The sequence below is a fragment of the Bacillus kalamii genome, assembly GCF_047238185.1.
Taxonomy (GTDB): Bacteria; Bacillota; Bacilli; order Bacillales; family DSM-1321; genus Bacillus_AD.
The window spans coordinates 105,185-130,750 of the sequence record NZ_JBDFMI010000006.1 but is presented as its reverse complement, the minus strand read 5'-3'; the positions used below and the strand labels follow the sequence as shown (position 1 = coordinate 130,750).

Genomic DNA, 25,566 nt, shown 5'->3' with positions numbered 1-25,566 from the left:
GTATAGGAATGGAAAATGAACCTTTTTGATTATAAAAATAATGTCTAATTTTTATAGTGAAAAAGATTCTTTTTCTAGTGTTGAGATAAAAATAGTTTGAAAGTTTATGTAGGATTAAGTAAAATATCCTAGAGTGATGTTTGATATTGTTCTGATTGGGAATTAAAAAGATGGGCATAACCCATTCTCTGCAAAGAGAAGGTACAATTGACAATTTAATTTATTAAAATTTTGGTTATGATACTGATTGAGGAGGTACTTCATGGTTTACCTTACCTTGTTAATATGTTTCTTTGCATCGCTGATTATTACACCCCTGGTTAAGAAATTGGCCTTCGCTATTGGAGCGACTGACAAGCCTAACCAACGTAAAGTTCACACGAAAATTATGCCGCGCTTGGGCGGTTTAGCCATATTTATATCTTTTCTGATCGGTCTTGCTGTCTTAAGGCCCCAACAAGAACATACAATGGCCATTCTGATCGGAGCTTGTATTATTATTATCATCGGCGTTCTGGACGACATGATGGAGCTATCGGCAAAAGTAAAATTCATCGGCCAAATAGCAGCTGCATTAATTGTCGTTCTTAGCGGTGTCCAAGTTGAATACATTAACCTGCCGTTTGACGGGCAATTGCACTTGGGGATGCTAAGTGTACCGCTTACTATTATCTGGATTGTCGGAGTCACAAATGCCATTAACCTGATTGATGGATTGGATGGGCTTGCAGCTGGTGTCTCGACTATTGCCCTTATTACGATTTCTGCCATGGCTATGCTGAAAGGCGACATCTTCGTTGTGAGCATCGGTGCAATCTTAATCGGAAGCACACTTGGATTCCTTAAGTATAACTTTCATCCCGCTAAAATATTCATGGGGGATACTGGAGCCTTATTCCTTGGCTTTATGATTTCGGTTCTGTCGCTGCTTGGTTTTAAAAATGTAACGATGGTTTCTCTTATTGTACCGGTTATTATTTTGGGAGTTCCTATTTCGGATACGTTTTTTGCAATCATCCGGCGCATCGTCCATAAAAAACCATTGTCAGCACCCGATAAATCGCATTTGCATCATTGTATGCTGAGACTCGGCTATTCTCATCGTCAAACGGTATTGATTATTTATGCAATGGCTGCTTCTTTTGGATTGGCTGCCATTATTTTCTCTATGTCTACAGTTTGGGGAGCAATGATCATCGGCGTTATTTTATTGCTTGCAATCGAAATATTTGTGGAAAAAGTAGGTCTTGTTGGAACGGATTATAAACCTTTGCTTCGATTCATTTCCACAAAAAATGCCGGTAACTCGGATAAATAATTGATAAAAAAACCTGGCCACAACAGCCAGGTTTTTTTATTGCCGGCTGCTTTGGGTTATTTTTATTATTGACAAATAATTGAAAAAAGTCTTACAATTAGTGGAGAAATCCGCTAAAGGTGGTAAAAACATGGCAGATAACCATAAGATTGGAAAATTGGGTGTTTTGGCTGCGATGCTGTCACCTGAGGAGTGCAATTCATTTGCAGACGAATTGAATCAGGTCAGATTATGCAGCGGCAAAGTAGGCAGTATGAATATGTCCAAGATAATAGCGGCTGTTGAAACTGCTGCAAAACGAACAGAGTTAGTTTCTGACCACCTTTATCGAGAAACACATGCTTTATACCACGCGATTCTTGAAGCTCTGGAGGGAGTGACCAGGGGCCAGCTGGCAATAGGCGAGACGATGAGGACTGTCGGTTTGCGGTTTGCCGTTGTTCGTGGAAAAGCTTTCCGTGATCCGATGGAGGGGGAATGGATTGCTGTTTGTTTTTACGGGACAATTGGCGCTCCGGTAAAAGGGCTGGAACATGAGGCTATAGGGCTTGGTATCAATCATATCTAGAGGGGTACTGAACCAATTATTTATAAGGCAGCTGATGTCGGCACTCAGTGACATCGACCTTATTTTAAACAATGCAAATATGATTTTATAACCTATAGATAGTAGTAATCAGGAGGTAATAATGGCTTTGTGGTAGCCATTGTTGCCTCTTTTTGCATTTTATAAGCTTTTCAGAAAAATAAAGGGGCTGTATTGAAATGATTGAATTGACTGGTAGTTCATTGGATATTAGGGCAATCAAAAGAATAAGCTTGGAAGGTGATGGGGTTTGCTTATCTCCAGAGAGTATAGAGAGAGTGAGGAAAAGCAGGGAAGCTGTAGAAAAAATGGTGGTGGATGGAAGGACAGTTTATGGTATTACAACGGGCTTCGGTAAATTGAGTGATGTACCGATTGCAGGAAAAGATGTGGAAGCGCTTCAATTGAATTTGATTCGGTCACATGCCTGCGGTGTGGGGGAGCCTTTCAGTGAAACCATCGCAAGAACGATGATGGTGCTAAGGCTGAATGCCTTGTTAAAAGGGTACTCAGGTGTCCGTGAAGAGTTGGTGCAATTATTAAAGGTTTTCATCAATGAACGCATTCATCCTGTAATTCCGCAGCAAGGTTCATTGGGGGCATCAGGTGACTTGGCTCCCCTATCCCATTTGGCGCTTGCTTTAATTGGAGAAGGAACAGTTTTTGATGGAAAAGGAGGTGTAGAGGATACTGCTGTTATATTAAGGGAAAAAGGGATACATCCAATTGTTTTACAGGCAAAAGAAGGATTGGCTTTAATCAACGGTACACAGGCGATGACAGCCGTGGGAGTGATTAATTACATTGAAGCAGAGAAACTGGCTTATGACAGTGAATGGATTGCTTCCATGACGATGGAAGGTCTACAAGGCATAACTGATGCATTCCATCCGTTACTTCATGAAGCCAGGGGGTATCATCAGCAATCAGCGGTAGCAGCTAGGATTCTGAAGTGGCTTGAAGGGAGTAATCTTGTCACTAAGCAGGGGGAGATAAGGGTACAGGACGCGTACTCGATTAGATGTATCCCTCAAGTCCATGGAGCTTCCTGGCAAGTGTTGGATTATGTAAAAGAAAAAGTCGAAATTGAAATGAATGGCGCAACGGATAATCCTCTTATTTTAGAGGACGGGGAATTGGTCATTTCCGGAGGGAATTTCCATGGGCAGCCAATGGCATTTGCTATGGATTTTTTGAAGTTGGCTATGGCGGAGCTGGCTAATATATCAGAACGGAGGATAGAACGGCTAGTGAATCCGCAATTGAATAATCTTCCTGCTTTTCTTAGTCCTCAGCCTGGATTGCAATCGGGTGTAATGATCATGCAGTATGTTGCGGCATCATTGGTCTCCGAAAACAAAACGCTTGCCCATCCGGCTAGTGTGGATTCTATCCCTTCTTCAGGAAACCAAGAGGATCACGTATCAATGGGGACGATTGCGGCACGGCATGCCAATCTTATCGTTCATAATGCCCGTCGTGTGTTGGCAATAGAATGTATATGTGCCATGCAAGCAGTAGAATACCGCGGTATAGACAAGAGCAGTCCTCAACTACAGAGAATTTGGAATGAATTAAGAAAGAATATCTCTAGTATAAAAAAAGACCGTGTTTTTGCTGACGACATTGAAAAAATGGCTGAATTATTGAGAGTAGGGCAGTTACAGGCAAATGCATGTAAGGAGGAGAAGAGAGGATGAATCAATCCATATCTGCGAAAAGAGGAAATGTATTGGAATGCAAGGGATGGGAGCAGGAAGCTGCCTTACGAATGATGCGGAATAATCTGGACCCAGAAGTCGCTGAAAAGCCGGAAGAATTGATTGTATACGGTGGGATAGGGAAAGCGGCAAGAAATTGGGAAGCGTTCGCAGCGTTGGAAAAAACATTGAAAAGGTTAGAAAATGATGAAACAATGCTTGTTCAATCAGGTAAGCCGGTCGCTGTATTTAAGACTCATTTCCATGCTCCGAGAGTTTTAATTTCTAATTCAGTCCTTGTCCCGAAATGGGCAACGTGGGAGCATTTTCATGAGCTTGATCGGCAAGGTCTTATGATGTATGGACAAATGACAGCCGGAAGCTGGATTTATATTGGTACACAGGGGATATTACAAGGGACATATGAAACGTTCGCTGCGCTGGCGAAGCAGCATTTTAACGGAACACTTCGCGGAACCATTACATTAACGGCCGGGCTTGGAGGGATGGGAGGAGCCCAGCCTCTTGCTGTGACGATGAATGGCGGGGTCGCCGTTATCGTCGAAGCAGATGAGGCGCGGATTCAAAAACGGCTCGATACACATTATTGCGATTGTATGACAACAAGTGTGGATGAAGCTCTTCTATGGGCAATGGAAGCAAAGAAAGCGGGAAGAGCACGGTCAATCGCCTTGCTCGGGAATGCGGCGGATATCCATCATGAAATATGGAAGAAGAAAGTGGAAATCGATATCGTAACTGATCAGACATCCGCTCATGATCCATTGAACGGCTATATCCCACGTGGATACAGCTTATCGGATAGTTTGGCGCTAAGAGAATCCTACCCGGAGGAATATATTAAGTTGGCGAAAAAATCCATGGCTAAACATGTGGAAGCCATGCTTCTATTTAAAAAAGCCGGGGCTATCGTTTTTGACTACGGCAATAACATTCGTCAGGTGGCAAAAGATGAAGGCGTAGAAGGAGCATTTTCTTTTCCAGGTTTTGTACCAGCATATATACGCCCTTTGTTTTGTGAAGGAAAAGGCCCATTCCGCTGGGCTGCATTGTCTGGCGATCCAAAAGATATATACAGAACTGACGCATTGATAAAAGAATTATTCCCCGAAAATGAACATTTGCTTCGATGGATTACGTTGGCGCAAGAAAAGGTGGATTTTCAAGGGTTGCCTGCCCGTATTTGCTGGCTTGGATATGGTGAAAGGATGAAAATGGGCTTGGCTATCAATGAGTTGGTGCGTAATGGAGAATTAAAGGCGCCCATTGTAATCGGACGTGATCATTTGGACTGCGGTTCAGTTGCTTCACCGAACAGAGAGACGGAAAGCATGCTTGATGGGAGTGATGCTGTCGGGGATTGGGCAATATTGAATGCTTTGGTGAATACAGCTGCCGGAGGGTCATGGGTCTCCGTCCATCATGGTGGAGGAGTTGGAATGGGTTATTCCTTGCATGCCGGAATGGTTGTAGTGGCTGATGGTTCCGAATTAGCTGAACAAAAATTGCGAAGGGTATTAACCACAGATCCAGGGATGGGAATAGTCCGCCACGTGGATGCGGGCTATCCGGAGGCAATAAAAGAAGCCCATGAAAAAGGAATTGATATTCCGATGCTTGGGGAGGAAGGATAAAATGTATGATACACTTTTCACCGGTATAGGGGAATTGTTATTACCTGACGCAAGCAAGTCGCTGTTAAAAGGGGAAAAGATGAAGAGCTTGCGTATTATTAAAAATACGGCACTTGCGGTCATGGATGGAAAAGTAGCATGGATCGGGGAGGAAAACGGCCTACTATTGCCTGATGCAAAAGAAATTATTGATGCTGGTGGAAAAGTAGTTTCGCCAGGATTGATTGATTGCCATACCCATCTGGTCCATGGAGGTTCGCGGGAAAATGAATTGGACTTAAAACAAAAAGGGATCGATTATCTAAAAATACTCGAAAGTGGCGGGGGCATTCTATCGACTGTGAGAGCTACCAGGGAGGCAACAGAAGAAGAACTTGTCGAAAAAGCGCAAAAGCATGTGAAAAGGATGGTGCAGTATGGGGTTACAGCGATAGAATGCAAAAGCGGCTACGGATTGGATGCTGAAACAGAAATGAAGCAACTACGGGCTCTGCAACGATTGAAGAAGTTGTTTCCTGTTAAATTTGTCTCTACATTTCTTGGCCCTCATGCTATTCCTGAAGAATATAAAGGAAAAAATAGAGAATTTATCTCCTTAATGATCTCTGTCATGGAAGAAGCTGTGGAGAAAGGGCTAATCGATTTCGCAGATATTTTTTGTGAACGTGGCGTATTCACGTTGGATGATTCTAGGTGGTTTTTACAAAAAGCGAAGGAACTTGGACTTGGGGTAAAAATCCACTGTGATGAAATCGTATCTTTAGGGGGGACAGAGTTGGCAGTCGAGCTTGGGGCAGTCAGCGCAGATCACGTAGTGGCCGCTTCCGACAAGGCAATAAAGATGTTGTCATTAAGTAAGACGGTAGCTGTTCTCTTGCCGGGCACTACTTTTTATCTTGGCAAGAATGAATATGCGCGGGCAAGAGATATTATCGATCAAGGGGGTGCCGTCGCGTTAGCGACTGACTTTAATCCAGGCAGCTGTGTAACAGAGAATTTACAGATGATTATGTCACTTGCTGCGCTTCGCTTAAAAATGACAGCAGAAGAAATATGGAATGCGGTTACTGTAAATGCTGCTTATGCAGTAGGTTTGGCGGGAAAGGCAGGGGGATTAGAAATAGGTATGCCTGCAGACCTAGTGATATGGGATATCCCTACCTATCAATATTTGCCTTATCACTTTGGTGTCAATCATGCAAAAGATGTGTTTATTCGCGGGAAGAAATATTGAATAAACGGGAGGTGTACAATATGTACACCTCTTTTTTAGGCTAAAACTTCCAATAAAGAGGATGTGGTGATTATCGTAGAATAATCTTATTACTTTACTTTATCTCGTTAGTTAGATAAAGTAATAAAGTGATAGAAAGCTTTAATGAGGTGTTTAAAATATGTTCAATGCAGTATTACTATCTGTCATTATATTGATTGTATTAAGCTTGTTTCGCGTAAATGTTCTTTTTTCAATAATCATTGCTTCTCTTGTTGCTGGTGTGATTTCCGGAATGGGTGTGGTTGATACGGTGAATGTGATGATTGCCGGAATGGGCGGGCAATCTAATACAGCTTTAAGTTATGTGCTATTGGGCATTTTTGCTGTCATGATCGGTATGTCGGGCATAACGACAATATTGGTTAACAAGATGCTCAAAATGTTCAGAGGAAAAAAAGTTTTGCTTGTTCTTTCCCTTGCGGTTCTTGCTTGTTTATCCCAAAATGTTATACCTGTTCATATCGCCTTTATTCCTATTCTTATTCCTCCATTGTTGGTTTTGTTCGATCGATTGAAGCTTGATCGAAGAAGTGTTGCTGCTGCTCTGACATTTGGTTTGCAGACTCCTTACATGGTTATTCCAGCTGGATTCGGCCTCATTTTTCAAGGGATTGTCCGTGATGAAATGAATTCGAACGGTTTAGCTATAACCCTTCATGATGTTACTCTATCCATGTTGATACCTGGAGCTGGCATGGTGGTTGGATTACTGACTGCGGTTTTGTTTTCCTATCGTAAAAATCGTGAATATAAAGTGGTTGAGGTGAAACAAAAGGGAGAACATATTACTTGGGCCTTATCGCATACATTTACGGTATTTTCAATTTTAATGGCACTTGTTATCCAAATTTGGACGGAATCCCTGGTACTTGGAGCAATTGCAGGCATCATTGTGCTTTTTGCGACTCGAGTTGTTTCGTTTAATGATGGAGATGCAGTCGTTCAAAAGGGGATTGCCATGATGGGGATGATCGCCTTTGTCATGCTTGTCGCTTCGGGTTATGCGTCCGTCTTGAAGGAGACGGGGGCTGTCCAGGAACTTGTGCAAGCAACAACAAATATTATCGGCACTTCGCCAATAATGATTGCTTTTGTCATGTTGCTTGTAGGATTGATCATCACGATGGGGATCGGATCTTCTTTTGGAACCGTGCCGATTTTAGCGGCGCTTTACGTACCTATTTGCGCAGCAGCAGGGATGTCGCCGCTTGCGACAGCAGCATTAATTGGAACAGCCGGCGCTCTTGGCGACGCTGGATCTCCTGCTTCTGACAGTACACTGGGCCCTACAGCCGGTTTGAATGCGGACGGCCAGCACCATCATATTTGGGATACTTGTGTACCTACTTTTTTGCATTATAATATTCCACTCTTTATTTTTGGTATGTTAGCCGTGATTGTATTATAAATTCAAAAACACCCTCCCTGGGTAATATCCAGGGAGGGTGTTTTGAATTTATTCAGTATCCTGTTTGTCCGTACTACTTTTTACAGAGGGTTGGGTCGATAAAGTGCCATCTTGCTGTTCGTTGGATGTTGTGGCAACATTCGAAGATGGGGAGCTGTCTAAGTGTGTTTTAAGCTCATGTGAGACTTCCTCGACATTTTCTTGGTCCAACTGATAGTAATATAGTCCATTGATTTTAGAGTCAGTACCTTTTAATTGAAGATTATCTATTTGTAATCCCTGGTTTTTTACAGCGAATGCTACTAAGGATTTCATTTGTGAGAACGTCAAATTGGTTTTCATATTTTTGCCGACGGATTCCATGATATCCGTATATTTGGTCAATGCTTGGGCGGATGCTGCTTTTTTTACGATTGCTTCAATTACTTGCTGTTGGCGTTTGCCCCGTTCCATATCATTATCCTGTTTGCGAGTACGGGAAAAGGCTAGGGCTTCTTCGCCATTAACAGTCTGCAGCCCTTTTTTCAGGTGGATGGCTCTGCTCTTATCGGTCGAATCTTTTTCGAACATTTCATATGGAACTTTTACTTCAATTCCACCCAATGAATCGACGATATCGATCAATCCGTAAAAGTTCATGCGGATATAATAGTCAATAGGGATATCGAGCAGTTTTTCAACCGTTTCAATGGAGCCTTGTGCCCCACCTAATGCATAGGCATGGTTAATCTTTGTATAGTCTCCTTTGTCTGGGACATACACATAGGAATCTCGTGGAATGCTCAGGAGTTTGACTGATTTTTGCTTCTTGTTGAATGTAGCCAGCAACAAGGCGTCAGACCGGGTTACATCTTGGTAATCCCTTGAATCGCTGTCATCCACTCCAATGAAAAGGATAGACATGTTATCGACGTTATTGGATATATCAGCAATGGATTTATCAGTCCCGTCTAATGGTTCGTAGGATTTGTCTGCCACCTGCTCTGCTTTATGGTATAAGGTGGCTACATAGCCAGTCAAAGCAAATAGCAATACTAAAACCGGCGTTAAAATAAAAATAGCCAGCTTTTTGCGGCTTTTCTTGCGTTTAGTCACAACATATACTTTCTTGTTAGGCGACATTCCATACTTCTCCTTTTATCTGGTCAATTCTGCACTAAATTATATTTTACATTTTTTTTCTGTCTGCGTAAATTCTTATTCGCTTTTGGTAGTTTAACACAACTGAGGAAGCGATAGGGTGAACATTCATACACGTAATGAAAATTTTAACAAAAAGTAATGAGATAGACATATTATTAGCTAAAAAATGGAATATATTAATTGTCTATTCCCGCAATTACATAAACAAAACCTAAATAATGCCGACTGGAGAGCACAGCCATAATAGCGCGGGGCTATCGTCCGTGAATGAAGGCTTCTGGAAAACAGAGAAAGGCCTAATTGCAATAGCTTTCCAATATAATAAGAGTGAGTTCGGGTTTGCTTAAAAAACGAAAAGGGATTCGACTAGTCCCCATTCCGCGGTTTACATATACATGCATCTTTTTGGCTGCTCCCATTTGCTCATATAGGCCTTCCCTGTAATGTTCGGCGAGCGGCGGTAAAATAATTGCTCCCTTGAAAGGGATTTGCACTTGCCCTCCGTGGCTGTGTCCTGAAAGCTGCAAATCAAGTGGATAGAGTTTAAAGTCCAAGGCAGTATCCGGTTCATGGACAAGCAACAGGTTGAAATCTTCCTCTTTAATCTTTGCCAAAGTTTTCTCGGCAAGAGGCGTTCCAAGAAGATAATCGTCCAATCCGGTTATTGTAATCCGTTCACCTTCTCGAGATATAAGGGTAATTGTCTCATTCACTAATACATTGAAACCTGCATCTTCCATAAAAGATTCGTACTGCGTGCCGGCACCGCCTCCCCGATCGTGGTTACCGAAAACCGCAAACTTGCCGTACTTTGCTTTCAAAGAGTCAAGTATCCGTTGTGCCTCCTTTTTTTGAGAGGAATGATAGGAAGCGAAGTGATTGAAGAAATCTCCTGTAAAGGCGATTAGATCAGGCTTCAGCGCATTAATTTGTTTAGCTGCCTTATTAAAGTCTCTTGTAGTGAAATGATCTCCGAGATGGGTATCGGAAAAATGGACAATCCTCAGTTTTTCAAAACTTTTTGGGATATATTCGGTCTTGATTGGAACCGTTTTGACTTCAAATAGATTTGGCTCTATTTGATAGGCATAAAAAAACAAGCAAAATACAAAAAGAACGCCATAGGCTATCCCTTTGAAACATTTTTTCACAATCATCTTAATCGTATCGGATTCCTTTCCTGCTTACATAATTAACGGTTGAGAACGCTAAAAAGTTGGCGCTTACGAAAGTGTATAATATCTATGTGACATAAATGTGACGAAATGTACAAAAAGAAAAACAAGCAATCTCAGATTGCTTGTTTAGACGGGTTGTTTTAAAGGAAGGATAAAGGAAATTTCTATCCTCTGTTCTGCCGGCATTCTGATAGCATAGTGTGCGTGATGCTGTTCAAGAATCGCACGTACAATAGATAAACCAAGCCCCGTGCCGCTCAATTCCTTGCTTCTTGATTCTTCCCCCACGAAGAAGGGCTCCCATAATTGTTCTATCCGTTGTCCTTTTAATGGGATCCAGCCATTTGAAATGGAGAACTGAAGAGAGTGATTGGATTGGGAAATTGAAATCTCAATGTTTGCCGTGTTAGAGTATTTAATGCTATTAGATAACAAATTGGCGATGGCCATCTCCATCTTCTTTTTGTCAGCTTGTATAAGAGCAGTCTGCAAGCCGTTGGTATGGATGTTCACATGAAGGCCGTGCTGCTTCAGTTTAATATCGTAGAATGCAATTATCCCACGGATAAGTTTAAGTAAGTCAATCTCTTCTATCTGAGACTTATCCATTTGAATTTTAGATAGCAATAAGAGGCGTGAAATCAATTCAGACATATAATCGCTTTGCTGGTCGATTTCTTGAAGGTATGTACCGTCATCCAGACCATCCCTAATGCCTGAGCTATATGCTTTAATCAATGCGAGCGGTGTCTTCAATTCATGGGTAATGTTCCCGATAAAAAGCCGTAGGTTTTCATTTTTGGTTTCAAGTTCATTATGGGCCTGTTGCAATTTATCGCTCATCTTGTTAATGCTAGCTGATAATTCCTCTAATTCATCATTGGTTTGTATGTCTACGTGACCAAAGGTAAGAGTGGAAATATTTTCTGCGTGATTCTGAATTTTTTTAATGGGCTTGACGATTTTCCTTGTAAAAAGCATTGCGAGCACAATCATAACAAAAAAAGCAGCCAGTGAAATATATGTAAAAAATTGGTTGACGATAGCAAGGGTTTCTGTTGAGTAGGAGATTGGCTCCGCTACGGCCAAAATTAATTCGTTTTTTTGAATGAAAGAAATGAGTACGCTTGATTTCAATTTTTTTTGGTGATAAAGCTTATTGACGATTTGCCCCTCGTGCAGCCGGTCGATACTATCCTGTGTAATCCAAAAAGTGCTGAGGGCCACTCCTTTTTGGGAGAATTGTTCTTTAAGAAGCCAGTTCAATTCTTCTTCATTATTGGTTGATTTTCCATATACAATGGTTACCTGATGAGTATCTTGGATCGATTTGATTTCATCTTTGAGTTTACTTGCAGGTGTATGCTGCAAATGGTTAACGATGACTGATAGTGCCTGTTTCTTTTCATAAAGAAAATACTTCGGCAAAAAATACGTATTAACCAGAATAGAGATGAAATAGACAAGGACAAGTACTAGCGAAATCTGTAAAAAGAGTTTATGGCTAAGTTTACGATTTATTTGTTTCAAAACAGTAGCCCATTCCTCTATGTGTGATAATGTATTCTTCGCCAATTTTTTCACGCAATCTCCTGATATGTGTATCGACTGTTCGGTCATCGCCAAAATAATCATAGCCCCAAACTTGGTCGAGCAGCAATTGCCGGGACAGAATGCGGCCGTTATTTTGCATAAATACTTTCAAGAGTTCAAATTCCTTTTTGGTCAAGTTGAGATTTAATTTGTTTTTCCACGCTTTATAGCATTGCAAGTCTATTCGGAAGGGATCTAGGTGAAGGACGCCTTCCATGCCCAATATTTTTTTTGCTCGCAGTAATAATATTCGGGGATCAAACGGTTTGCGAACATAATCATCCGCTCCTGAATGGAGGGCGAATAGTTCATCTTCATTCTCACTTTTTGCTGTTAGCATAATAACATTAATCGCCCTTCTTTTTTTCATTTCATTGCATGCTGCCACCCCATCCAGACCGGGCATCATCCAATCCAAAATGGCAAGATCGATATGATTGCCATAAAAAAGGTTGAGGGCTTGCTGTCCATCCGGCGCCAGAAAAGTAGTGAATCCTTCTTTTGAAAAATAAGCATTAAGGATTTTTCGCATGGATGCGTCGTCATCTGCAATCAGTATATTCATGGTGTAAACCTCCTGATTTCATTTCTTTGCTGTCTTTCTATACTACGATATAAGATTTCCTAACGGCATAAAAAATAAGCAGAAGGGTAACATTTCTAGAATGTGCCTTCTGCTATGCGGTATGATTATGATTAGTTGCTTTTATAATCCAATTGTTCCTGCAATGTTTTTTTGATGTTATCCAGACTGCTTTGGTCCGGAAGGAAATAATAGGTGCCAGTGGACATATCATTGGACCCTTCCAGTTTTAACGTTTCAATATCTTTAGAAGATAGTTTTTTAAATTTAGTAACAAATGAGAGGCCGTCGCCTGCTTTGAGATTAGTCTCCATGTTTTTGCCTACATGCTCAGAAATTTCATCGACTTTCAGCAGATTTTTTGGTTGGAACATCGAATCGAAAGCGGCTTTCACAATCTCTTTTTGGCGATCATTTCGGCCAAAATCACCATTCGGATCGCGTTTTCTCATTCGTGCATAAGCTAGTGCTTCTTCCCCATTCAAGTGGGCTGGACCCTTTTTGAAATTGATTGTTTTACGTGGGAATGTATCGTTATATTCCCAGAAATCGAATGGGACATCGACATCAACACCCCCAATTTCATTGATAACACTCTTAAACCCTTTAAAATTTATAGTTGCATAGTAATCAATTGGTATATCTAGAAATTCTTCGATTGTTTGAATAGCGGAATCTTTACCTTTATTGAATGAACCATTAATTTTTCCTTCACGTTGTTTTGAAGGGATGTATACTTTCGTATCCCTTGGGATGCTTAATAGTTTCATTTTCTTAGTGTCAGGGTTGAAAGTGGCGACCATTATAGTATCTGCACGTCCACCTTTCCCGTCGGTTGCATAGTCTTCAATACCGAGCAGAAGGATTGAAACAGGTTCTTTTCCGAAATGGACGGTTTTCTCCCGTAAAGCGGATTTATTGCCCCTGTCTAATTGTGTGTACGATGTATTTGCTGCTTGTAATGCCTGGTAAACAACATAAGCTCCGTATCCGCCCACCACTAAAACAAGTAATATAATTAAAAGAAGAAGCTTTCTCCAAATTCGTCTCTTCCTCTTTTTCTTGACGATATATCTTTTTTGTTCCATTCTGTTTTCTCCCTTTTGTTTGTATCTCTTTCTTTTAGACGTATGGGCAGCCCATTAGGTTTCAAGTTCCTCATGGTAGAGAAGATCGCCTTCTTCGATAACTGCTTGTCCGTTGGTCAATTCAGTCATCCACTCCCGGAACATCTCTTTTTCCGGCACCGCAACGAATGTCTCGATTTCCACTTGTTCCAGATAGTGTATCTCCTTAAGGGCGTATCGGGAGGTGCGCAATTCATTTTCCAGCTTGCCGAGCCAAGTATAGTCGACGGTTGCATGCATGACGCACATAAGTGTCCGTTTCACTACGCCAGTCTCGTTGATGCCTTCAGAAGCCGACTTGCCGTATGCGCGAATCAATCCTCCGCCTCCGAGCTTAATGCCGCCGAAATAGCGTGTGACCACAACCACTGTATCCTTCAGTTTCTTTTTCTTCAATACCTCCAGCATAGGTACGCCGGCTGTGCCGCTCGGTTCGCCGTCATCATTCGCCTTTTGTATAGAATCATGCTCGCCAATCATATAGGCTGAACAGTTATGAGTCGCATCCCAATGTTTTTTCTTAATATCTTGTATGAAGGATAGAGCAGCTTCTTCGGTTTCCGCACGATTGACGTACGCAATGAAGCGAGACTTTTGAATCACGATCTCGTTTTCTCCATATCCTTTCACAGTCCGGTATTCTTGAAGCATTCTATTCCTCCTTGGATAAGCCATATTTCATACTTAAAATGTCTCATGAAAAGCCATTTCTTTACTTTATCATTATAATCTTCAGAATATAAGAGGGCAATTGTTCATTATAGTAGTAGAAAAAAGAAAAGCAACTATTATTGGCTATATTAATGGGTTAGTTTCTTCTTATTACAGTAAAAGTATGGTAAAAATATGTAATCAAACTTTAATATCCCAGTAAAGTGAGGCTGGTATAATAAGTTATACATCAATAGTGTTAAATTATTTAAAAATAATAAATAATCTTGTATAATGAGAATAATGATTGTTCAGGGAAATTTATTCCATTGTTAGTTCGAACAGGGAATGAACAGGATAAAAGACATATGTAAAAGTGCGTGCAAAATAGTTTAAAATAAATAGAATCCAATATAAACCTACTAGCTTATCAGTAATAGAACCAAATTGTAAGCGGAAAAACTTACAAAATATGTTTTTTTAATCGATTTGATTGCAAAAGAATGTATTTTTCGAGAATTCCATACTAAGATAGACATAGTACTTGAGACTATATTTCGTATTAAAGTAGTTCTGCGCACTATGTGTTTTTTACTCATCAAGGGACAAGCCATAAGGATTGTATCATGGTGCTAGTTGGACGAAAACGGAGGAATCTGTATGTCCATTAAGAATTTAAATATCCAGGAGCTGGATCATATCCTGGATAAAATGATTCAAATGGTAGGGGCAAGCAAAAACGAAATTTTTAATATCGGTGAACAAAGCCGGCTGGATTTCGAAACGCTTTTTGAAGAATTGAAGAATATCCGGCAAATGGTCCTTCAAGTAATTGAAGAAGGGGACCAATTGGAAAGAAAAGCTCGATTCGCCCGAAAGCGCTTATCGGAAGTAAGCAGGCATTTCAATACATTTTCAGAGGAGCAAGTCAGGGAAGCTTATGAAGTGGCCCATTCCCTGCAAGTCGATTTGCAGATGAACCGGCAGCTTGAAAAACAGCTGCGCTATAAGCGTGATGATTTGCAGCGCCGTTTGATCGGATTGCAGAATACGATTGAACGTGCGGAGCACCTCGTCTCGCAAATCTCAATCGTATTGAATTTCCTGACAAGCGATTTGGCGCAGGTAGGGGAACTTCTGCATGATGCCAAGCGCAGACAGGAATTTGGCTTCAAAATCATCGAAGCCCAGGAGGAAGAGCGTAAGCGGCTGTCGCGTGAAATCCATGACGGTCCTGCCCAGATGATGGCGAATGTCATGATGAGATCAGATTTAATTGATAGAATCTTTCGAGAACAGGGTGCCGATGAAGCGTTGAAGGAAATCCGCAGCCTGAAGAAGATGGTCCGCAATGCGTTATATGAGGTAAGACGAATTATTTATGACTTGCGGCCAATGGCGCTCGATGATTTAGGATTGGTCCCGACCCTCCGGAAATATTTAAGCAATATTGAAGAGTATAACCAAACCTTAAAAATTGATTTTGTCTCGCTTCGTGAAGAGGTGCGGCTGCCGCCTAAAATGGAAGTGGCGCTTTTTCGGTTGATTCAGGAATCCGTTCAAAATGCAATCAAGCATGCTGACGCTTCAACCATCACAGTGAAGATTGAAATCAATCAGACGCATGTGATGGCCATTATCAAGGATGATGGCAAAGGATTTGACACAGATGCGAAGAAAGAAGGTTCATTCGGCCTGATAGGAATGATGGAACGCGTTGACCTTCTGAATGGGGATCTGACCGTGGATTCAAGTATTGGCAAGGGTACAGTCGTCATGATTTCTATGCCGATTGAAGTTTCATGAAATAAATAGAAAGAAAGCAGTACAGGCATTAGTAGGTTATCGGATAAAGACAAGGGGAGTGGAACATGTTGAGTACGACGAGTATTGTGATTATAGACGATCACCAACTATTCCGTGAAGGAGTAAAAAGAATACTGGATTTTGAAGAATCGTTTTCAGTAGTGGCCGAAGGGGATGATGGCAGCGAAGCGATCGGTTTGGTTGAACGGTTCAGACCTGATGTGGTCATCATGGACATTAATATGCCGAACATAAACGGCATTGAAGCAACAAAGCAATTGATCCAGCAGTACCCGAATACGAAGGTCATCATCCTTTCCATCCACGATGATGAAAATTACGTCACACATGCACTCAAAACGGGAGCAAGCGGTTATTTATTGAAAGAAATGGATGCCGATGCATTGATCGAAGCGGTGAAGGTGGTCGCCGATGGCGGTTCATACCTGCATCCGAAGGTAACGCATAACCTGGTGAGGGAATACCGCCGGTTGGCCACTGATATGGCTGAAGAGAATTCCTCAAACCTTGCGACTGAAATCCGCCGTCCGCTTCACCTGCTGACCCGCCGCGAATGCGAAGTACTGCAACTGCTGGCTGACGGCCAAAGCAACCGCGTCATTGGGGAAACATTGTTCATTTCTGAAAAGACGGTCAAGAACCATGTGAGCAATATCCTTCAGAAAATGGCGGTCAACGACCGTACACAGGCAGTGGTCCTTGCCATCAAGAATGGCTGGGTGGAAGTGCGCTAATCCATAGGGCATAAAAGGGATGCAATACACCTGTTGCATCCCTTTTATTATGCCCTCATTGCTTTCGTCCCTTGTGCAGGTGTAAAAAGAGGGCGAAACGTCCATAATGAAAGCAAAGTGCAAAAAGGGAACGAACATTTTAATGCAAAGCTACCACTTTTCATATAGAATGGTAATTATAATGGCAGTAGTAGAAAATTATTATAAGGTAGGTACAACTTTTATGAAAACGGCAGTTGTGACGGATAGTACTGCGTACATCCCGAAAACGTTACGTGAACAGTTAAATATACATATGATTCCCTTAAGTGTTGTATTTGGAACTGAAACTTATAGAGAAGAAATAGATATAAAAGCAGACGATTTTTACGAGGAAGTAAAGAAAGAAGATAAACTGCCAACCACCTCCCAGCCTCCAGTCGGTTTATTCATCGAAACATATTCCGAATTAGCGAAAGAGTATGATGCAATTGTAAGCATCCATTTATCAAGCGGGATCAGCGGCACATTCCAGGGCGCTGTATCCGCAGGCGATATGGTGGAGGATATAGATGTATACGGATATGATTCCGAAATTTCATGCCGCGTGCAGGGCTTCTATGTGATCGAGGCAGCCAAAATGGCGCAAAATGGCGCTACGCCGGAGCAAATCATCGCCCGCTTGGATGAAATGAAAAAAAGTGTACGTGCTTATTTCATGGTGGATGATCTTGCCCACCTGCAGCGCGGCGGCCGTCTAAGCAGCGCGCAGGCGATCCTTGGCAGCTTGCTTAAGGTGAAGCCGATCCTGCACTTCCAGGACAAGCTGATCGTGCCGTTCGAAAAAATCCGCACAAGAAAAAAAGCGATGAACCGCATCGTCGAACTGTTGGAACAGGATGCGAAATCGGGCGAACCGATGGAAGCGGTCATTATCCATGCCAAGCGTGAAGAAGAAGCGATGGAATGGATGGCAGAATTGTCCGCGCGATTCCCGAATGTGGACTTCGAGCTCAGCTATTTCGGACCGGTTATCGGGACGCATCTGGGTGAAGGCTCGATGGGTATGGGCTGGTATAAGAAATAAGTGAATATATAATGCGAAAAGCAAAAATGCTGATTGAATGGCATTTTTGCTTTTTTTTGTTTGCTTACTTATGGAATAGATAACGAGTGATAGGCGCTCCAGGATGCTCGCTTTCCGCGGGGCGTGCGGCGAGCCTCCTCGGCGTGTCAGCCTGTGGGGTCTCGCCTGTCCCGCTGATCCCGCAGGAGTCTCGCACCTTCCGCTGTTAGTTAGACGGTAAAATCACCGTTCCTATTTCGTAAAAGCTCACGTTTTTTTACAGAGAGGATTCAGCAAGTTGCTGTCGAATAATAGCTGTAAAGGAGCTGAATAGATAATATGGATGTGTCCCAAAGTTTTACTTCCTCTAAAGAACTTCAAGCTTTTCTGTATGGAAAATCACTTCTGATCGATGAGCTTTCCGATTTTTCCCCTATTCTTCAGGAACACGTGGAGCACGGTTACATTACGTATGAAAAGGGCATTGTTGAACAAAAAGCCCGCTATAGCTGCCGGCGGTGCGGGACGGAGGATCAGCGGCATTTTTATTCGCATATCTGTGCCCGTTGCGGCAAGATCTGCGCTTATTGCCGCAATTGCATCATTATGGGGAAGGTGCGGTCATGCGAATCCCTCATTTCGTGGACAGGGCCGCCGTATTCTTTCTCGAAGCTTGAAAATGCTCTTGAATGGAGCGGGACCTTATCGCCTGCCCAGCAGGAGGCTTCAAGTATAGTGGTTGAAGCGGTGAAGAATAAAAAAGTCTGTCTGGTCTGGGCGGTTTGCGGCGCAGGCAAAACAGAGGTGCTGTTTGAAGGTATAGCAGCGGCACTGGCGAGAGGGGAACGAGTCTGCATTTCCACTCCACGGACGGATGTGGTGCTGGAACTGGCTCCGCGACTCAAGGCAGCCTTTCCCCATGTGCCGGTGGCGGCCTTATATGGGGGCAGTGAAGAAAAATCGATCTGTGCCCAATTGGTTATTTCGACTACCCACCAGCTCCTTCGCTATAAAAATGCCTTCGATCTTGTAGTAGTCGATGAGGTGGATGCCTTTCCCTACAGCGCCGATCAAGCGCTTCAATATGCGGTGGCCCAGAGCCGCAAGCCATCCTCAGCGTTGGTTTATTTAACTGCTACCCCCTCCCGAAGCCTCCGAAAAAGAGCAGCCACAAATGAAATCCTCAGTGTCACCATACCCGCCCGTTTCCATCGCCACAGCATTCCTGTCCCTGAATACAGGTGGTGCGGCAATTGGAAGAAAAGCTTCTCGAAAAAGAAAATCCCTAAACAAGTGCATGCATGGTACTCCCAGCAGCTTTCCAATCAGACGCCATTTCTTCTTTTCTTCCCTACTATCCGTTTAATGAATGAGTATTTGCCTCTCTTCCAGCAGGAATACCCGGAGCTATTGTCTGTCCATTCGGAGGATGAAGACCGGAAAGAAAAGGTGCAATCGTTGAGAGAAGGAAAGGTCCTTGGGCTGCTAACGACGACGATTTTAGAGCGGGGTGTCACGATTCCTCGCCTGAATGTTGCGGTTATCGGTGCGGAGGAAGCTATTTTTACAGAAAGCGCACTTGTGCAAATTGCCGGCCGGGTCGGAAGGAAAAAGGACGCCCCGGACGGAGACATCATTTTCTTCCACTATGGAAAGACGTGGGCGATGAAAAGGGCCGTTGCCCAAATCAATTCAATGAATGAAGCCGCCTTGGAAAGGGGATTGATCGATGTTTAAGAAACTGATTTGCCTGTACTGCGGCGCTGTGTTTGAGGCTGCTTATTCATGGGAAACATTATTTGTATTCGATCAGCCGCTGTTATGCCAGGAATGCTATGGAAAAATGGAACGAATAGAAGGAGCTTGCTGCCGGATTTGTTCCCGAGTGATGCCTGAACAGGGAGAAACGCTATGCCATGATTGCGAGCGATGGGAGCAGGATAACAGATGGAAGGGCACGCTTAGCGGAAATACATCGCTGTATGCGTATAACGATTTTATGAAAGAGCTGATTGCGCTCTATAAATACAGGGGAGATGTTGCTCTGGCGAATCTGTTCGCAGATGATTTAAGGAAGCAGTTGAAGAAGTGGAAAGGTGCGCTTATTTGCCCTGTGCCACTAAGTGAGGAACGGATGCAGGAGCGGGGCTTCAACCAAAGTGAGGAGCTGATTAAAGCAGCTGGGCATTCGCCTGTTTTGCTGCTGAATCGAAGCCATAGTGAAAAGCAATCGAAGAAATCGAGGAGGCAGCGGATTGAATTGCCGCAAATTTTCACTTGCCGTCATAATTCAGCCATCACCAGTAAACATATTGTGCTGGTGGACGATATTTATACTACAGGAAGCACACTGCGACATGCAGCCGAATTGCTCATCCAGGCAGGAGCCAGCTCCGTCCATTCACTTACGGTTGCCAGGTAGTGTACCAGAATCATACAGTCATCAGAAGCAGCACAAGGAGGAACCACAATGGGCGAATTGACGAATTGCCGCCGTTGCGACAAGTTATTCATAGAAACAAAATTTCGTGATGTATGCGACGAATGCTACAAAGAAGAAGAAAAGGATTTTGAAAAAGTATACAATTATATCCGCAAGCGTGAAAACCGTACAGCTGCGATGGATCAAGTGATTGAGGCAACAGGTGTGGAAGAAGAGCTGATCATCAAATACATCAAAAAAGGCCGCCTGAAGCTCGCCCAATTCCCGAAACTCGGCTATAAGTGCGACCGCTGCGGCGCTACCATACGTGAAGGGCGTCTTTGTTCCGATTGTTCGAAATCATTGAGAACGGAATTGCACCATTTTGAGGAAATGGAAGAGCAGCGCAAGGCCATCGAAGAGCGTGGCAAGAATGTTACGTATTACACAAAAGATCATAAACATCCTCTTTAATAATGAAGAAGTACGGATGGATGAAATTTGTCAATAAAAAATGATAAAATAACATAACAAATTCATAGTTTCGGCCGATAGTAAGAATAAGATGAATGAACCGGTTTTTTGAAAGTGAGGGAAGAGCGATGAAAATCAATAATATAGGCCCGGCAGGAATGAATCCGTATAAGCAAAACATGAATAAGCTGGACGGTTTGCAAAAGTCCACTTATAAAAAAGACCAAATAGAAATATCCTCAACAGCCAAAGAAATGCAGCAATCCTCACAAATTGTTTCACAACGGCAAGCCCGTGTCGAAGACATTAAGGTCTCTATTGAAAATGGAACATACAGCATCGACCCCAAAGCAACCGCCAAGAGCATAGTGAACTTTTATTCCAAAAAATAAAACAGCCCGGAGCTCCTTGGCGATTAGGCAGATGATTGATTGCAATCATCTGTCCTTCCATGGGATGGGGCTGCAGCAAAACTCAATATTACACCTATAGAACCTACATACTTTTTGAACAATAAAGGAGGAGCATGATGGGAAGAGCAGCACTTATCCAGCATCTGGATACATTGATCAAACTTCATGCCAGTCTATTAAAGCTCGCCGACCAAAAGACGGACACCATCAAGAACAGCGACATTGCCAAACTGGAAAACTTGATGAACGAAGAGCAAAAATATATAAAAGCCATCAACCAAATCGAAAATGAACGGCAAAAAGCAGTCGCGCAGCTGATGGGCCAGCCGGAAGCAAGCCTGCTTGATGTGGTGGAGAACGCCGAAGGCCCTGAAAAAGAACAATTAAGCAAGCAAAGGGACCAACTATTGGCGCTGACCAAGCAATTGAAGGAAGCCAATCAATTGAACCAGCAATTAATCTATACGTCACTGCAGTTCGTCAATCTATCTCTCGATATGCTTCGCCCCCGCGAAACGGATTTCAACTACCAAAAGCCCGCCAAAGCAGGCAGCCAGCAGCAGAAACGAAGCATGTTCGACTCGAAAGCATAAACCATTTCACAAAGAAGATCGGAGGAACGACCATGCGTTCAACCTTCATGGGCTTAGAAACAGCCAAGCGTGGCATGTTCACGCAACAGGGAGCACTTTACGTGACAGGCAATAATATTTCCAATGTAAACACACCAGGCTACACACGCCAGCGCGCCAACATGATCCAAACCGACACCTACCCGTATTCAGGCATGAACCGCCCGGGCATTCCCGGCCAGATCGGAACGGGTGTAACGACTGGGAGCATCGAGCGGGTTAGGGATTCGTTCTTGGATACCCAGTTCCGCCAGCAGAGCAATAGTATGGGTTATTATGGCGCCATGAGCGATTCATTGACGAAAATTGAGCAAATCATGAATGAGCCATCGACGAGCGGTTTGCAGAATGCAATGGATAAGTTCTGGAATTCTTTGCAGACGCTGGCAGCCAATACGGAAAATAGCGGTGCGCGTGATGTGGTTGCCTCTTCAGGGCAGGCTGTCGCAGACGTCTTTAATTACTACTATAACTCTCTTACTCGTGTCAAGGATGATATCGACAGTCAAATAGATGTAAGAGTCACAGATATTAACCAAACACTTAAAAGTATATCTGAATTGAATAAGCAAATAGCAGAATCAGAGCCGCATGGCTATTTGCCTAATGATTTGTATGACCAGCGTGATGAATTAATCGATAAGCTATCGAGCATGGTCAATATAAAAGTATCTAATGTAAAACCGGATAATTATGGCCTTGCTTTACCTCAAGCTGATGGTCTTATCAATATTGAATTAGTAAAAGAAGATGGAAAGTCCTATGATCCGCCTATTAATCTAGTCAGTGCCTCTAAGGAAAGAGGAAATGAAGGGTATAATGAGGTCAGTATTTCAAAGGATACTGCCACCGGAGCAGTAAATGGAATTAAAGTTGGGACTGAGACAATTGCCCCGAAAAATTTTGATAAATCAGGTGAATTAGCTGCTTTAATCCAAAACTTTGGATATATGGATGGTACTGATGTTAAAGGTAAATATCCTGAAATGCTTGATAAGTTGAACAAGATGGCATTTGCATTTGCCACGGAATTCAACGCCATTCATGCAAAAGGCTATGCACTTAATGAAGAATCAATCCCTACAGATAATGCAGATGGAAAACTTAATTTCTTTGAATTTGATCCAAATGATCCCGCCAAAAGTCTAAGGGTCAAAGACAGCATCACAGATGATCCTGCTTCAATCAGAGCGGGCGACGGCAATGGAGATGCTGGGAATAATAAAAACGCCCAAGCTCTGGCTAATTTAAAGACATTAAGCTTTGATAAATATTCCACAAAGGGGAATGCGGGATTCCCTACAGACTTAACGGGAAATATTGATAGCTATTATTCTGGTGTTATCGGCAAACTCGGTGTCGAGTCGCAAAGTGCTGCGCAAAATCTGAAGAATGCGTATACCATTGCATCATCGGTCGATCAAAATCGTCAATCGGTAAGCGCGGTTTCTCTTGATGAAGAAATGGTGAATATGATTAAGTTCCAGCATGCTTACAATGCAAGTGCCAGAAATATCACTATTATTGATGAAATGTTAGATAAAATCATAAACGGCATGGGTGTCGGAGGAAGATAAGGAGTTGAGAAAATATGCGCGTAACACAATCAATGATCAGTAATAATACATTGAGACATATTAGTGAAAGCTACAGTAAACTAGCTCAACTGCAGGAGCAGACACAGACGGGAAAGAAGTTTTCTAAGCCTTCCGATAATCCAGTTGCTGCTATGAGAGCTATGGGCTATCGTACAGATTTAAATAATATTAAGCAATATCAGCAAAACATAGGTGAAGTCAAGACATGGGTGGATAGTACTGATGATGCGCTAAATCAAGGTGTTCTGGCATTGCAAAAAATACGTGAGTTAACTGTTCAGGCTAGTAATGGCTCCATGGAAGAATCACAACGATCCTACGTTGCGACTGAAATAGAACAGTTACAGGAACAACTGAGAAATGTATACGACACACAAATTGGCGGTAAATATATTTTTAATGGCACAAATACAACAGTACCTCCTTCAAGCGTTAATCCAGATACAGATCCAGATCAATTGAATACAGATAAAATTAACCTTGAGGTTTTCTCGGGTATCACATTGCCCCTTAATACGCCTGGAAAAGATATATTCGGTGATGTTACATCAAAAGATAGTAACTCATCTATCACGAGTTTAATCAATACTTTAAAAGACCCAAATGCAAGTGAAACAGACATCAGTAATCACTTGAGCAAGTTAGATCAACAAATCGATAAATTCCTGACGGCACGCTCGAATGTCGGAGCTAAGCAGAATCGTGTTGATATGATGAGCGATCGTTTGGATACACAAGAGGTTACGTCTACTCAAATTCTATCGGATAATGAAAATATAGAATTAGAGGAAGCTATAATGAATTTAACCATGCAGGAAAGCGTCCATCGTGTCGCGCTCAGTGTCGGCGCCAAAATCATGCAGCCGACTCTGATGGATTTTCTACGATAAAAGCTATTCCTTCGGGATAGCTTTTTTCTTTCAGTAAGAAAGGAGGACACACTATGAGAGTGCCGCAGATCAGATTGGAATCCCAGCCGGCATTAATATCGTTAAAAACAAATAATGCGGTTGCAAATATCGAACAGCCTGGAGCGAACATTGATATTGAACAGCCCAAGGCGGAGATGGATATCGAGCGGACACCATCCCGATTAACGATCGACCAGACGGCTGCCTGGGAAGCGATGGATTTGAAATCAAGCCGCCGCAGAACGGAAGAATACGCTGCCGACGGTGAGCAAGCGTTGTTGGATGGAATGGCCCGGCGGGCACAGGACGGCGATGAACTGATGCAAATCGAATATGGCGGCGATCCGATTGCAGAGCAGGCAAAGCGCAACAGCGAACAGCCTGAAAAGCAATTCAATCTCGGCTTTATTCCGCCGATGTTCAGCGTTAAACTGGATTATGACCCTGGTAAAGTAGAAGTGAACTGGCAAACCCATAAACCGAATATCAATTCCCATGCCAATAAACCGGTAGTAGAATACCAGCGGGGAAATGTAGATGTAGGCATGCTTCAGAAAAACTCGCTGACGGTCGATTTTGTCAGTGAAGATATTTAGGAATCTATACAAAGCGGAGTGAAGATATGAATATAAAGACAAAGTATCACGGAGAATTGGACATCAATGAACATCAAATGTGGAACTTCCAAAGCGGTATACCCGGTTTTCCTGCAGAGCATGAATTCGCATTATACCCATTATCCGAAGGAGATACCTTTTCTGTTCTTCAATCAACCAAAAATGAAAACATTGCTTTTGTCGTAGCCAGCCCGTTCCCTTTTTTTCCTGCCTATGACTTTGAACTGGAGACCTCTATTATCAGCCAGTTGGACATAAAAGAAAAAAATGATGTCCTTCCGTTAGTGATTCTTACTTTGGGAGATTCAATGGAAGAATCGACAGCCAATCTGCAGGCTCCTGTTATTTTTAACTTGAGCAATCAAAAAGCCAAGCAAGTCATTCTGCATGATTCAGGGTATATGACGAAGCACCCTCTTAAACATACAGAGAGAGAGGGGTAAGAAACATGTTAGTACTGACAAGAAAAGCAGGCGAGAGCATCATTATTGGCGATGATATTGAAATAATAGTTTTGGAGAGTAAAGGCGATCAAATCAAGATTGGCATAAAAGCGCCTAAAGAGGTAGAGATTCATCGGAAAGAAGTGTTTGAAAGCATACAGAATGAGAATAAAGCTGCTATTTCTGGAAACAATCAATTATTAGCTATTTTAAAACAAAACAGTAAATAATT

At 42.6% G+C, this 25,566-nt stretch carries 25 protein-coding genes; 19 read left to right on the top strand and 6 right to left on the bottom strand.

Annotated elements, in window-relative coordinates:
* The first annotated feature begins 262 nt into the window (after positions 1-262).
* The 6 genes from ABC357_RS18480 (at position 263) to ABC357_RS18455 (ending at position 7,943) form a co-directional block, all read left to right on the top strand.
* Positions 263-1,318, top strand: a complete 1,056-nt coding sequence (locus tag ABC357_RS18480) for a glycosyltransferase family 4 protein (protein ID WP_412889074.1) — start codon at positions 263-265, stop codon at positions 1,316-1,318.
* A gap of 130 nt (positions 1,319-1,448) precedes the next feature.
* Complete coding sequence (gene hutP, locus ABC357_RS18475) at positions 1,449-1,886, top strand: histidine utilization transcription antiterminator HutP (RefSeq protein WP_412889073.1); 438 nt, start codon at positions 1,449-1,451, stop codon at positions 1,884-1,886.
* A 197-nt stretch (positions 1,887-2,083) separates the two neighbouring features.
* Positions 2,084-3,604: a histidine ammonia-lyase gene (gene hutH / locus ABC357_RS18470; RefSeq protein ID WP_412889072.1), complete on the top strand. Its 1,521-nt coding sequence runs from the start codon at positions 2,084-2,086 to the stop codon at positions 3,602-3,604.
* Positions 3,601-5,259: a urocanate hydratase gene (gene hutU / locus ABC357_RS18465; RefSeq protein WP_412889071.1), complete on the top strand. Its 1,659-nt coding sequence runs from the start codon at positions 3,601-3,603 to the stop codon at positions 5,257-5,259. The genes hutH and hutU overlap by 4 nt, the downstream gene beginning before the upstream one ends.
* A 1-nt stretch (position 5,260) precedes the next feature.
* Positions 5,261-6,493 carry an imidazolonepropionase gene (gene hutI, locus ABC357_RS18460; RefSeq protein WP_412889070.1) on the top strand — a complete coding sequence of 411 codons (1,233 nt, stop codon included), beginning with the start codon at positions 5,261-5,263 and terminating at the stop codon, positions 6,491-6,493.
* A 160-nt stretch (positions 6,494-6,653) separates the two neighbouring features.
* Positions 6,654-7,943 carry a Na+/H+ antiporter family protein gene (locus ABC357_RS18455; protein ID WP_412889069.1) on the top strand — a complete coding sequence of 430 codons (1,290 nt, stop codon included), beginning with the start codon at positions 6,654-6,656 and terminating at the stop codon, positions 7,941-7,943.
* A 48-nt stretch (positions 7,944-7,991) separates the two neighbouring features.
* Here the strand turns inward: ABC357_RS18455 and ABC357_RS18450 are convergent, their stop codons facing one another.
* The 6 genes from ABC357_RS18450 to ABC357_RS18425 form a co-directional block, all read right to left on the bottom strand.
* On the bottom strand, positions 7,992-9,065 hold the full coding sequence (locus ABC357_RS18450; RefSeq protein WP_412889068.1) for an LCP family protein: 1,074 nt from the start codon (positions 9,063-9,065) through the stop codon (positions 7,992-7,994).
* 317 nt (positions 9,066-9,382) lie between these two features.
* Positions 9,383-10,243, bottom strand: coding sequence for a metallophosphoesterase (locus ABC357_RS18445; protein ID WP_412889067.1), 861 nt, complete (start codon positions 10,241-10,243; stop codon positions 9,383-9,385).
* A 147-nt stretch (positions 10,244-10,390) separates the two neighbouring features.
* Complete coding sequence (locus tag ABC357_RS18440; RefSeq protein ID WP_412889066.1) at positions 10,391-11,848, bottom strand: sensor histidine kinase; 1,458 nt, start codon at positions 11,846-11,848, stop codon at positions 10,391-10,393.
* A complete protein-coding gene (locus tag ABC357_RS18435) occupies positions 11,775-12,422 on the bottom strand; it encodes a response regulator transcription factor (RefSeq protein ID WP_412889065.1) in 648 nt (215 codons plus the stop codon). The genes ABC357_RS18440 and ABC357_RS18435 overlap by 74 nt, the downstream gene beginning before the upstream one ends.
* 131 nt (positions 12,423-12,553) lie before the next feature.
* Positions 12,554-13,528, bottom strand: coding sequence for an LCP family protein (locus tag ABC357_RS18430; protein WP_412889064.1), 975 nt, complete (start codon positions 13,526-13,528; stop codon positions 12,554-12,556).
* Between the two features lie 54 nt (positions 13,529-13,582).
* The gene (locus tag ABC357_RS18425) at positions 13,583-14,218 is read right to left on the bottom strand and encodes a YigZ family protein (protein ID WP_412889063.1); all 636 of its coding nucleotides are present in this window, start codon (positions 14,216-14,218) and stop codon (positions 13,583-13,585) included.
* A gap of 660 nt (positions 14,219-14,878) precedes the next feature.
* Here ABC357_RS18425 and ABC357_RS18420 point away from each other — a divergent pair.
* The 13 genes from ABC357_RS18420 (at position 14,879) to csrA (ending at position 25,564) form a co-directional block, all read left to right on the top strand.
* Entirely contained in the window at positions 14,879-16,024 is a 1,146-nt protein-coding gene (locus tag ABC357_RS18420) for a sensor histidine kinase (protein WP_412889062.1), read from the top strand.
* Positions 16,025-16,089: 65 nt separating this feature from the next.
* Positions 16,090-16,779: a response regulator gene (locus tag ABC357_RS18415; RefSeq protein WP_412889061.1), complete on the top strand. Its 690-nt coding sequence runs from the start codon at positions 16,090-16,092 to the stop codon at positions 16,777-16,779.
* A 223-nt stretch (positions 16,780-17,002) separates the two neighbouring features.
* On the top strand, positions 17,003-17,845 hold the full coding sequence (locus ABC357_RS18410) for a DegV family protein (RefSeq protein ID WP_412890069.1): 843 nt from the start codon (positions 17,003-17,005) through the stop codon (positions 17,843-17,845).
* 318 nt (positions 17,846-18,163) lie between these two features.
* The gene (locus ABC357_RS18405) at positions 18,164-19,561 is read left to right on the top strand and encodes an ATP-dependent helicase ComFA (RefSeq protein WP_412889060.1); all 1,398 of its coding nucleotides are present in this window, start codon (positions 18,164-18,166) and stop codon (positions 19,559-19,561) included.
* Positions 19,554-20,246, top strand: coding sequence for a ComFC family protein (locus ABC357_RS18400; protein WP_412889059.1), 693 nt, complete (start codon positions 19,554-19,556; stop codon positions 20,244-20,246). The genes ABC357_RS18405 and ABC357_RS18400 overlap by 8 nt, the downstream gene beginning before the upstream one ends.
* A gap of 48 nt (positions 20,247-20,294) precedes the next feature.
* Positions 20,295-20,720, top strand: a complete 426-nt coding sequence (locus ABC357_RS18395; protein WP_412889058.1) for a TIGR03826 family flagellar region protein — start codon at positions 20,295-20,297, stop codon at positions 20,718-20,720.
* Positions 20,721-20,848: 128 nt separating this feature from the next.
* Positions 20,849-21,112, top strand: a complete 264-nt coding sequence (flgM, locus tag ABC357_RS18390) for a flagellar biosynthesis anti-sigma factor FlgM (protein WP_412889057.1) — start codon at positions 20,849-20,851, stop codon at positions 21,110-21,112.
* A gap of 137 nt (positions 21,113-21,249) precedes the next feature.
* Positions 21,250-21,726 carry a flagellar protein FlgN gene (locus tag ABC357_RS18385; protein WP_412889056.1) on the top strand — a complete coding sequence of 159 codons (477 nt, stop codon included), beginning with the start codon at positions 21,250-21,252 and terminating at the stop codon, positions 21,724-21,726.
* 32 nt (positions 21,727-21,758) lie between these two features.
* The gene (gene flgK / locus ABC357_RS18380) at positions 21,759-23,342 is read left to right on the top strand and encodes a flagellar hook-associated protein FlgK (protein ID WP_412889055.1); all 1,584 of its coding nucleotides are present in this window, start codon (positions 21,759-21,761) and stop codon (positions 23,340-23,342) included.
* 14 nt (positions 23,343-23,356) lie between these two features.
* Complete coding sequence (gene flgL / locus ABC357_RS18375; protein WP_412889054.1) at positions 23,357-24,253, top strand: flagellar hook-associated protein FlgL; 897 nt, start codon at positions 23,357-23,359, stop codon at positions 24,251-24,253.
* A 53-nt stretch (positions 24,254-24,306) separates the two neighbouring features.
* The gene (locus ABC357_RS18370) at positions 24,307-24,870 is read left to right on the top strand and encodes a DUF6470 family protein (protein ID WP_412889053.1); all 564 of its coding nucleotides are present in this window, start codon (positions 24,307-24,309) and stop codon (positions 24,868-24,870) included.
* A gap of 26 nt (positions 24,871-24,896) precedes the next feature.
* Positions 24,897-25,334, top strand: coding sequence for a flagellar assembly protein FliW (fliW, locus tag ABC357_RS18365; protein ID WP_412889052.1), 438 nt, complete (start codon positions 24,897-24,899; stop codon positions 25,332-25,334).
* A gap of 5 nt (positions 25,335-25,339) precedes the next feature.
* Positions 25,340-25,564 (top strand): carbon storage regulator CsrA, encoded by a 225-nt coding sequence (gene csrA / locus ABC357_RS18360; RefSeq protein WP_412889051.1) that lies wholly within the window; start codon positions 25,340-25,342, stop codon positions 25,562-25,564.
* The last annotated feature ends 2 nt before the right edge of the window (positions 25,565-25,566 follow it).

Bases quoted from the DNA above. Each gene is read 5' to 3' on its own strand.
- hutI (WP_412889070.1), top strand. From the start codon at position 5,261: ATGTATGATACACTTTTCACCGGTATAGGGGAATTGTTATTACCTGAC.
- ABC357_RS18425 (WP_412889063.1), bottom strand. From the start codon at position 14,218: ATGCTTCAAGAATACCGGACTGTGAAAGGATATGGAGAAAACGAGATC.
- ABC357_RS18385 (WP_412889056.1), top strand. From the start codon at position 21,250: ATGGGAAGAGCAGCACTTATCCAGCATCTGGATACATTGATCAAACTT.
- ABC357_RS18430 (WP_412889064.1), bottom strand. From the start codon at position 13,528: ATGGAACAAAAAAGATATATCGTCAAGAAAAAGAGGAAGAGACGAATT.
- flgL (WP_412889054.1), top strand. From the start codon at position 23,357: ATGCGCGTAACACAATCAATGATCAGTAATAATACATTGAGACATATT.
- ABC357_RS18480 (WP_412889074.1), top strand. From the start codon at position 263: ATGGTTTACCTTACCTTGTTAATATGTTTCTTTGCATCGCTGATTATT.
- ABC357_RS18435 (WP_412889065.1), bottom strand. From the start codon at position 12,422: ATGAATATACTGATTGCAGATGACGACGCATCCATGCGAAAAATCCTT.
- hutH (WP_412889072.1), top strand. From the start codon at position 2,084: ATGATTGAATTGACTGGTAGTTCATTGGATATTAGGGCAATCAAAAGA.
- ABC357_RS18420 (WP_412889062.1), top strand. From the start codon at position 14,879: ATGTCCATTAAGAATTTAAATATCCAGGAGCTGGATCATATCCTGGAT.
- flgK (WP_412889055.1), top strand. From the start codon at position 21,759: ATGCGTTCAACCTTCATGGGCTTAGAAACAGCCAAGCGTGGCATGTTC.
- fliW (WP_412889052.1), top strand. From the start codon at position 24,897: ATGAATATAAAGACAAAGTATCACGGAGAATTGGACATCAATGAACAT.
- ABC357_RS18455 (WP_412889069.1), top strand. From the start codon at position 6,654: ATGTTCAATGCAGTATTACTATCTGTCATTATATTGATTGTATTAAGC.
- ABC357_RS18445 (WP_412889067.1), bottom strand. From the start codon at position 10,243: ATGATTGTGAAAAAATGTTTCAAAGGGATAGCCTATGGCGTTCTTTTT.
- ABC357_RS18410 (WP_412890069.1), top strand. From the start codon at position 17,003: ATGAAAACGGCAGTTGTGACGGATAGTACTGCGTACATCCCGAAAACG.
- ABC357_RS18450 (WP_412889068.1), bottom strand. From the start codon at position 9,065: ATGTCGCCTAACAAGAAAGTATATGTTGTGACTAAACGCAAGAAAAGC.
- ABC357_RS18370 (WP_412889053.1), top strand. From the start codon at position 24,307: ATGAGAGTGCCGCAGATCAGATTGGAATCCCAGCCGGCATTAATATCG.
- csrA (WP_412889051.1), top strand. From the start codon at position 25,340: ATGTTAGTACTGACAAGAAAAGCAGGCGAGAGCATCATTATTGGCGAT.
- ABC357_RS18400 (WP_412889059.1), top strand. From the start codon at position 19,554: ATGTTTAAGAAACTGATTTGCCTGTACTGCGGCGCTGTGTTTGAGGCT.
- hutU (WP_412889071.1), top strand. From the start codon at position 3,601: ATGAATCAATCCATATCTGCGAAAAGAGGAAATGTATTGGAATGCAAG.
- flgM (WP_412889057.1), top strand. From the start codon at position 20,849: ATGAAAATCAATAATATAGGCCCGGCAGGAATGAATCCGTATAAGCAA.
- ABC357_RS18405 (WP_412889060.1), top strand. From the start codon at position 18,164: ATGGATGTGTCCCAAAGTTTTACTTCCTCTAAAGAACTTCAAGCTTTT.
- ABC357_RS18415 (WP_412889061.1), top strand. From the start codon at position 16,090: ATGTTGAGTACGACGAGTATTGTGATTATAGACGATCACCAACTATTC.
- ABC357_RS18395 (WP_412889058.1), top strand. From the start codon at position 20,295: ATGGGCGAATTGACGAATTGCCGCCGTTGCGACAAGTTATTCATAGAA.
- hutP (WP_412889073.1), top strand. From the start codon at position 1,449: ATGGCAGATAACCATAAGATTGGAAAATTGGGTGTTTTGGCTGCGATG.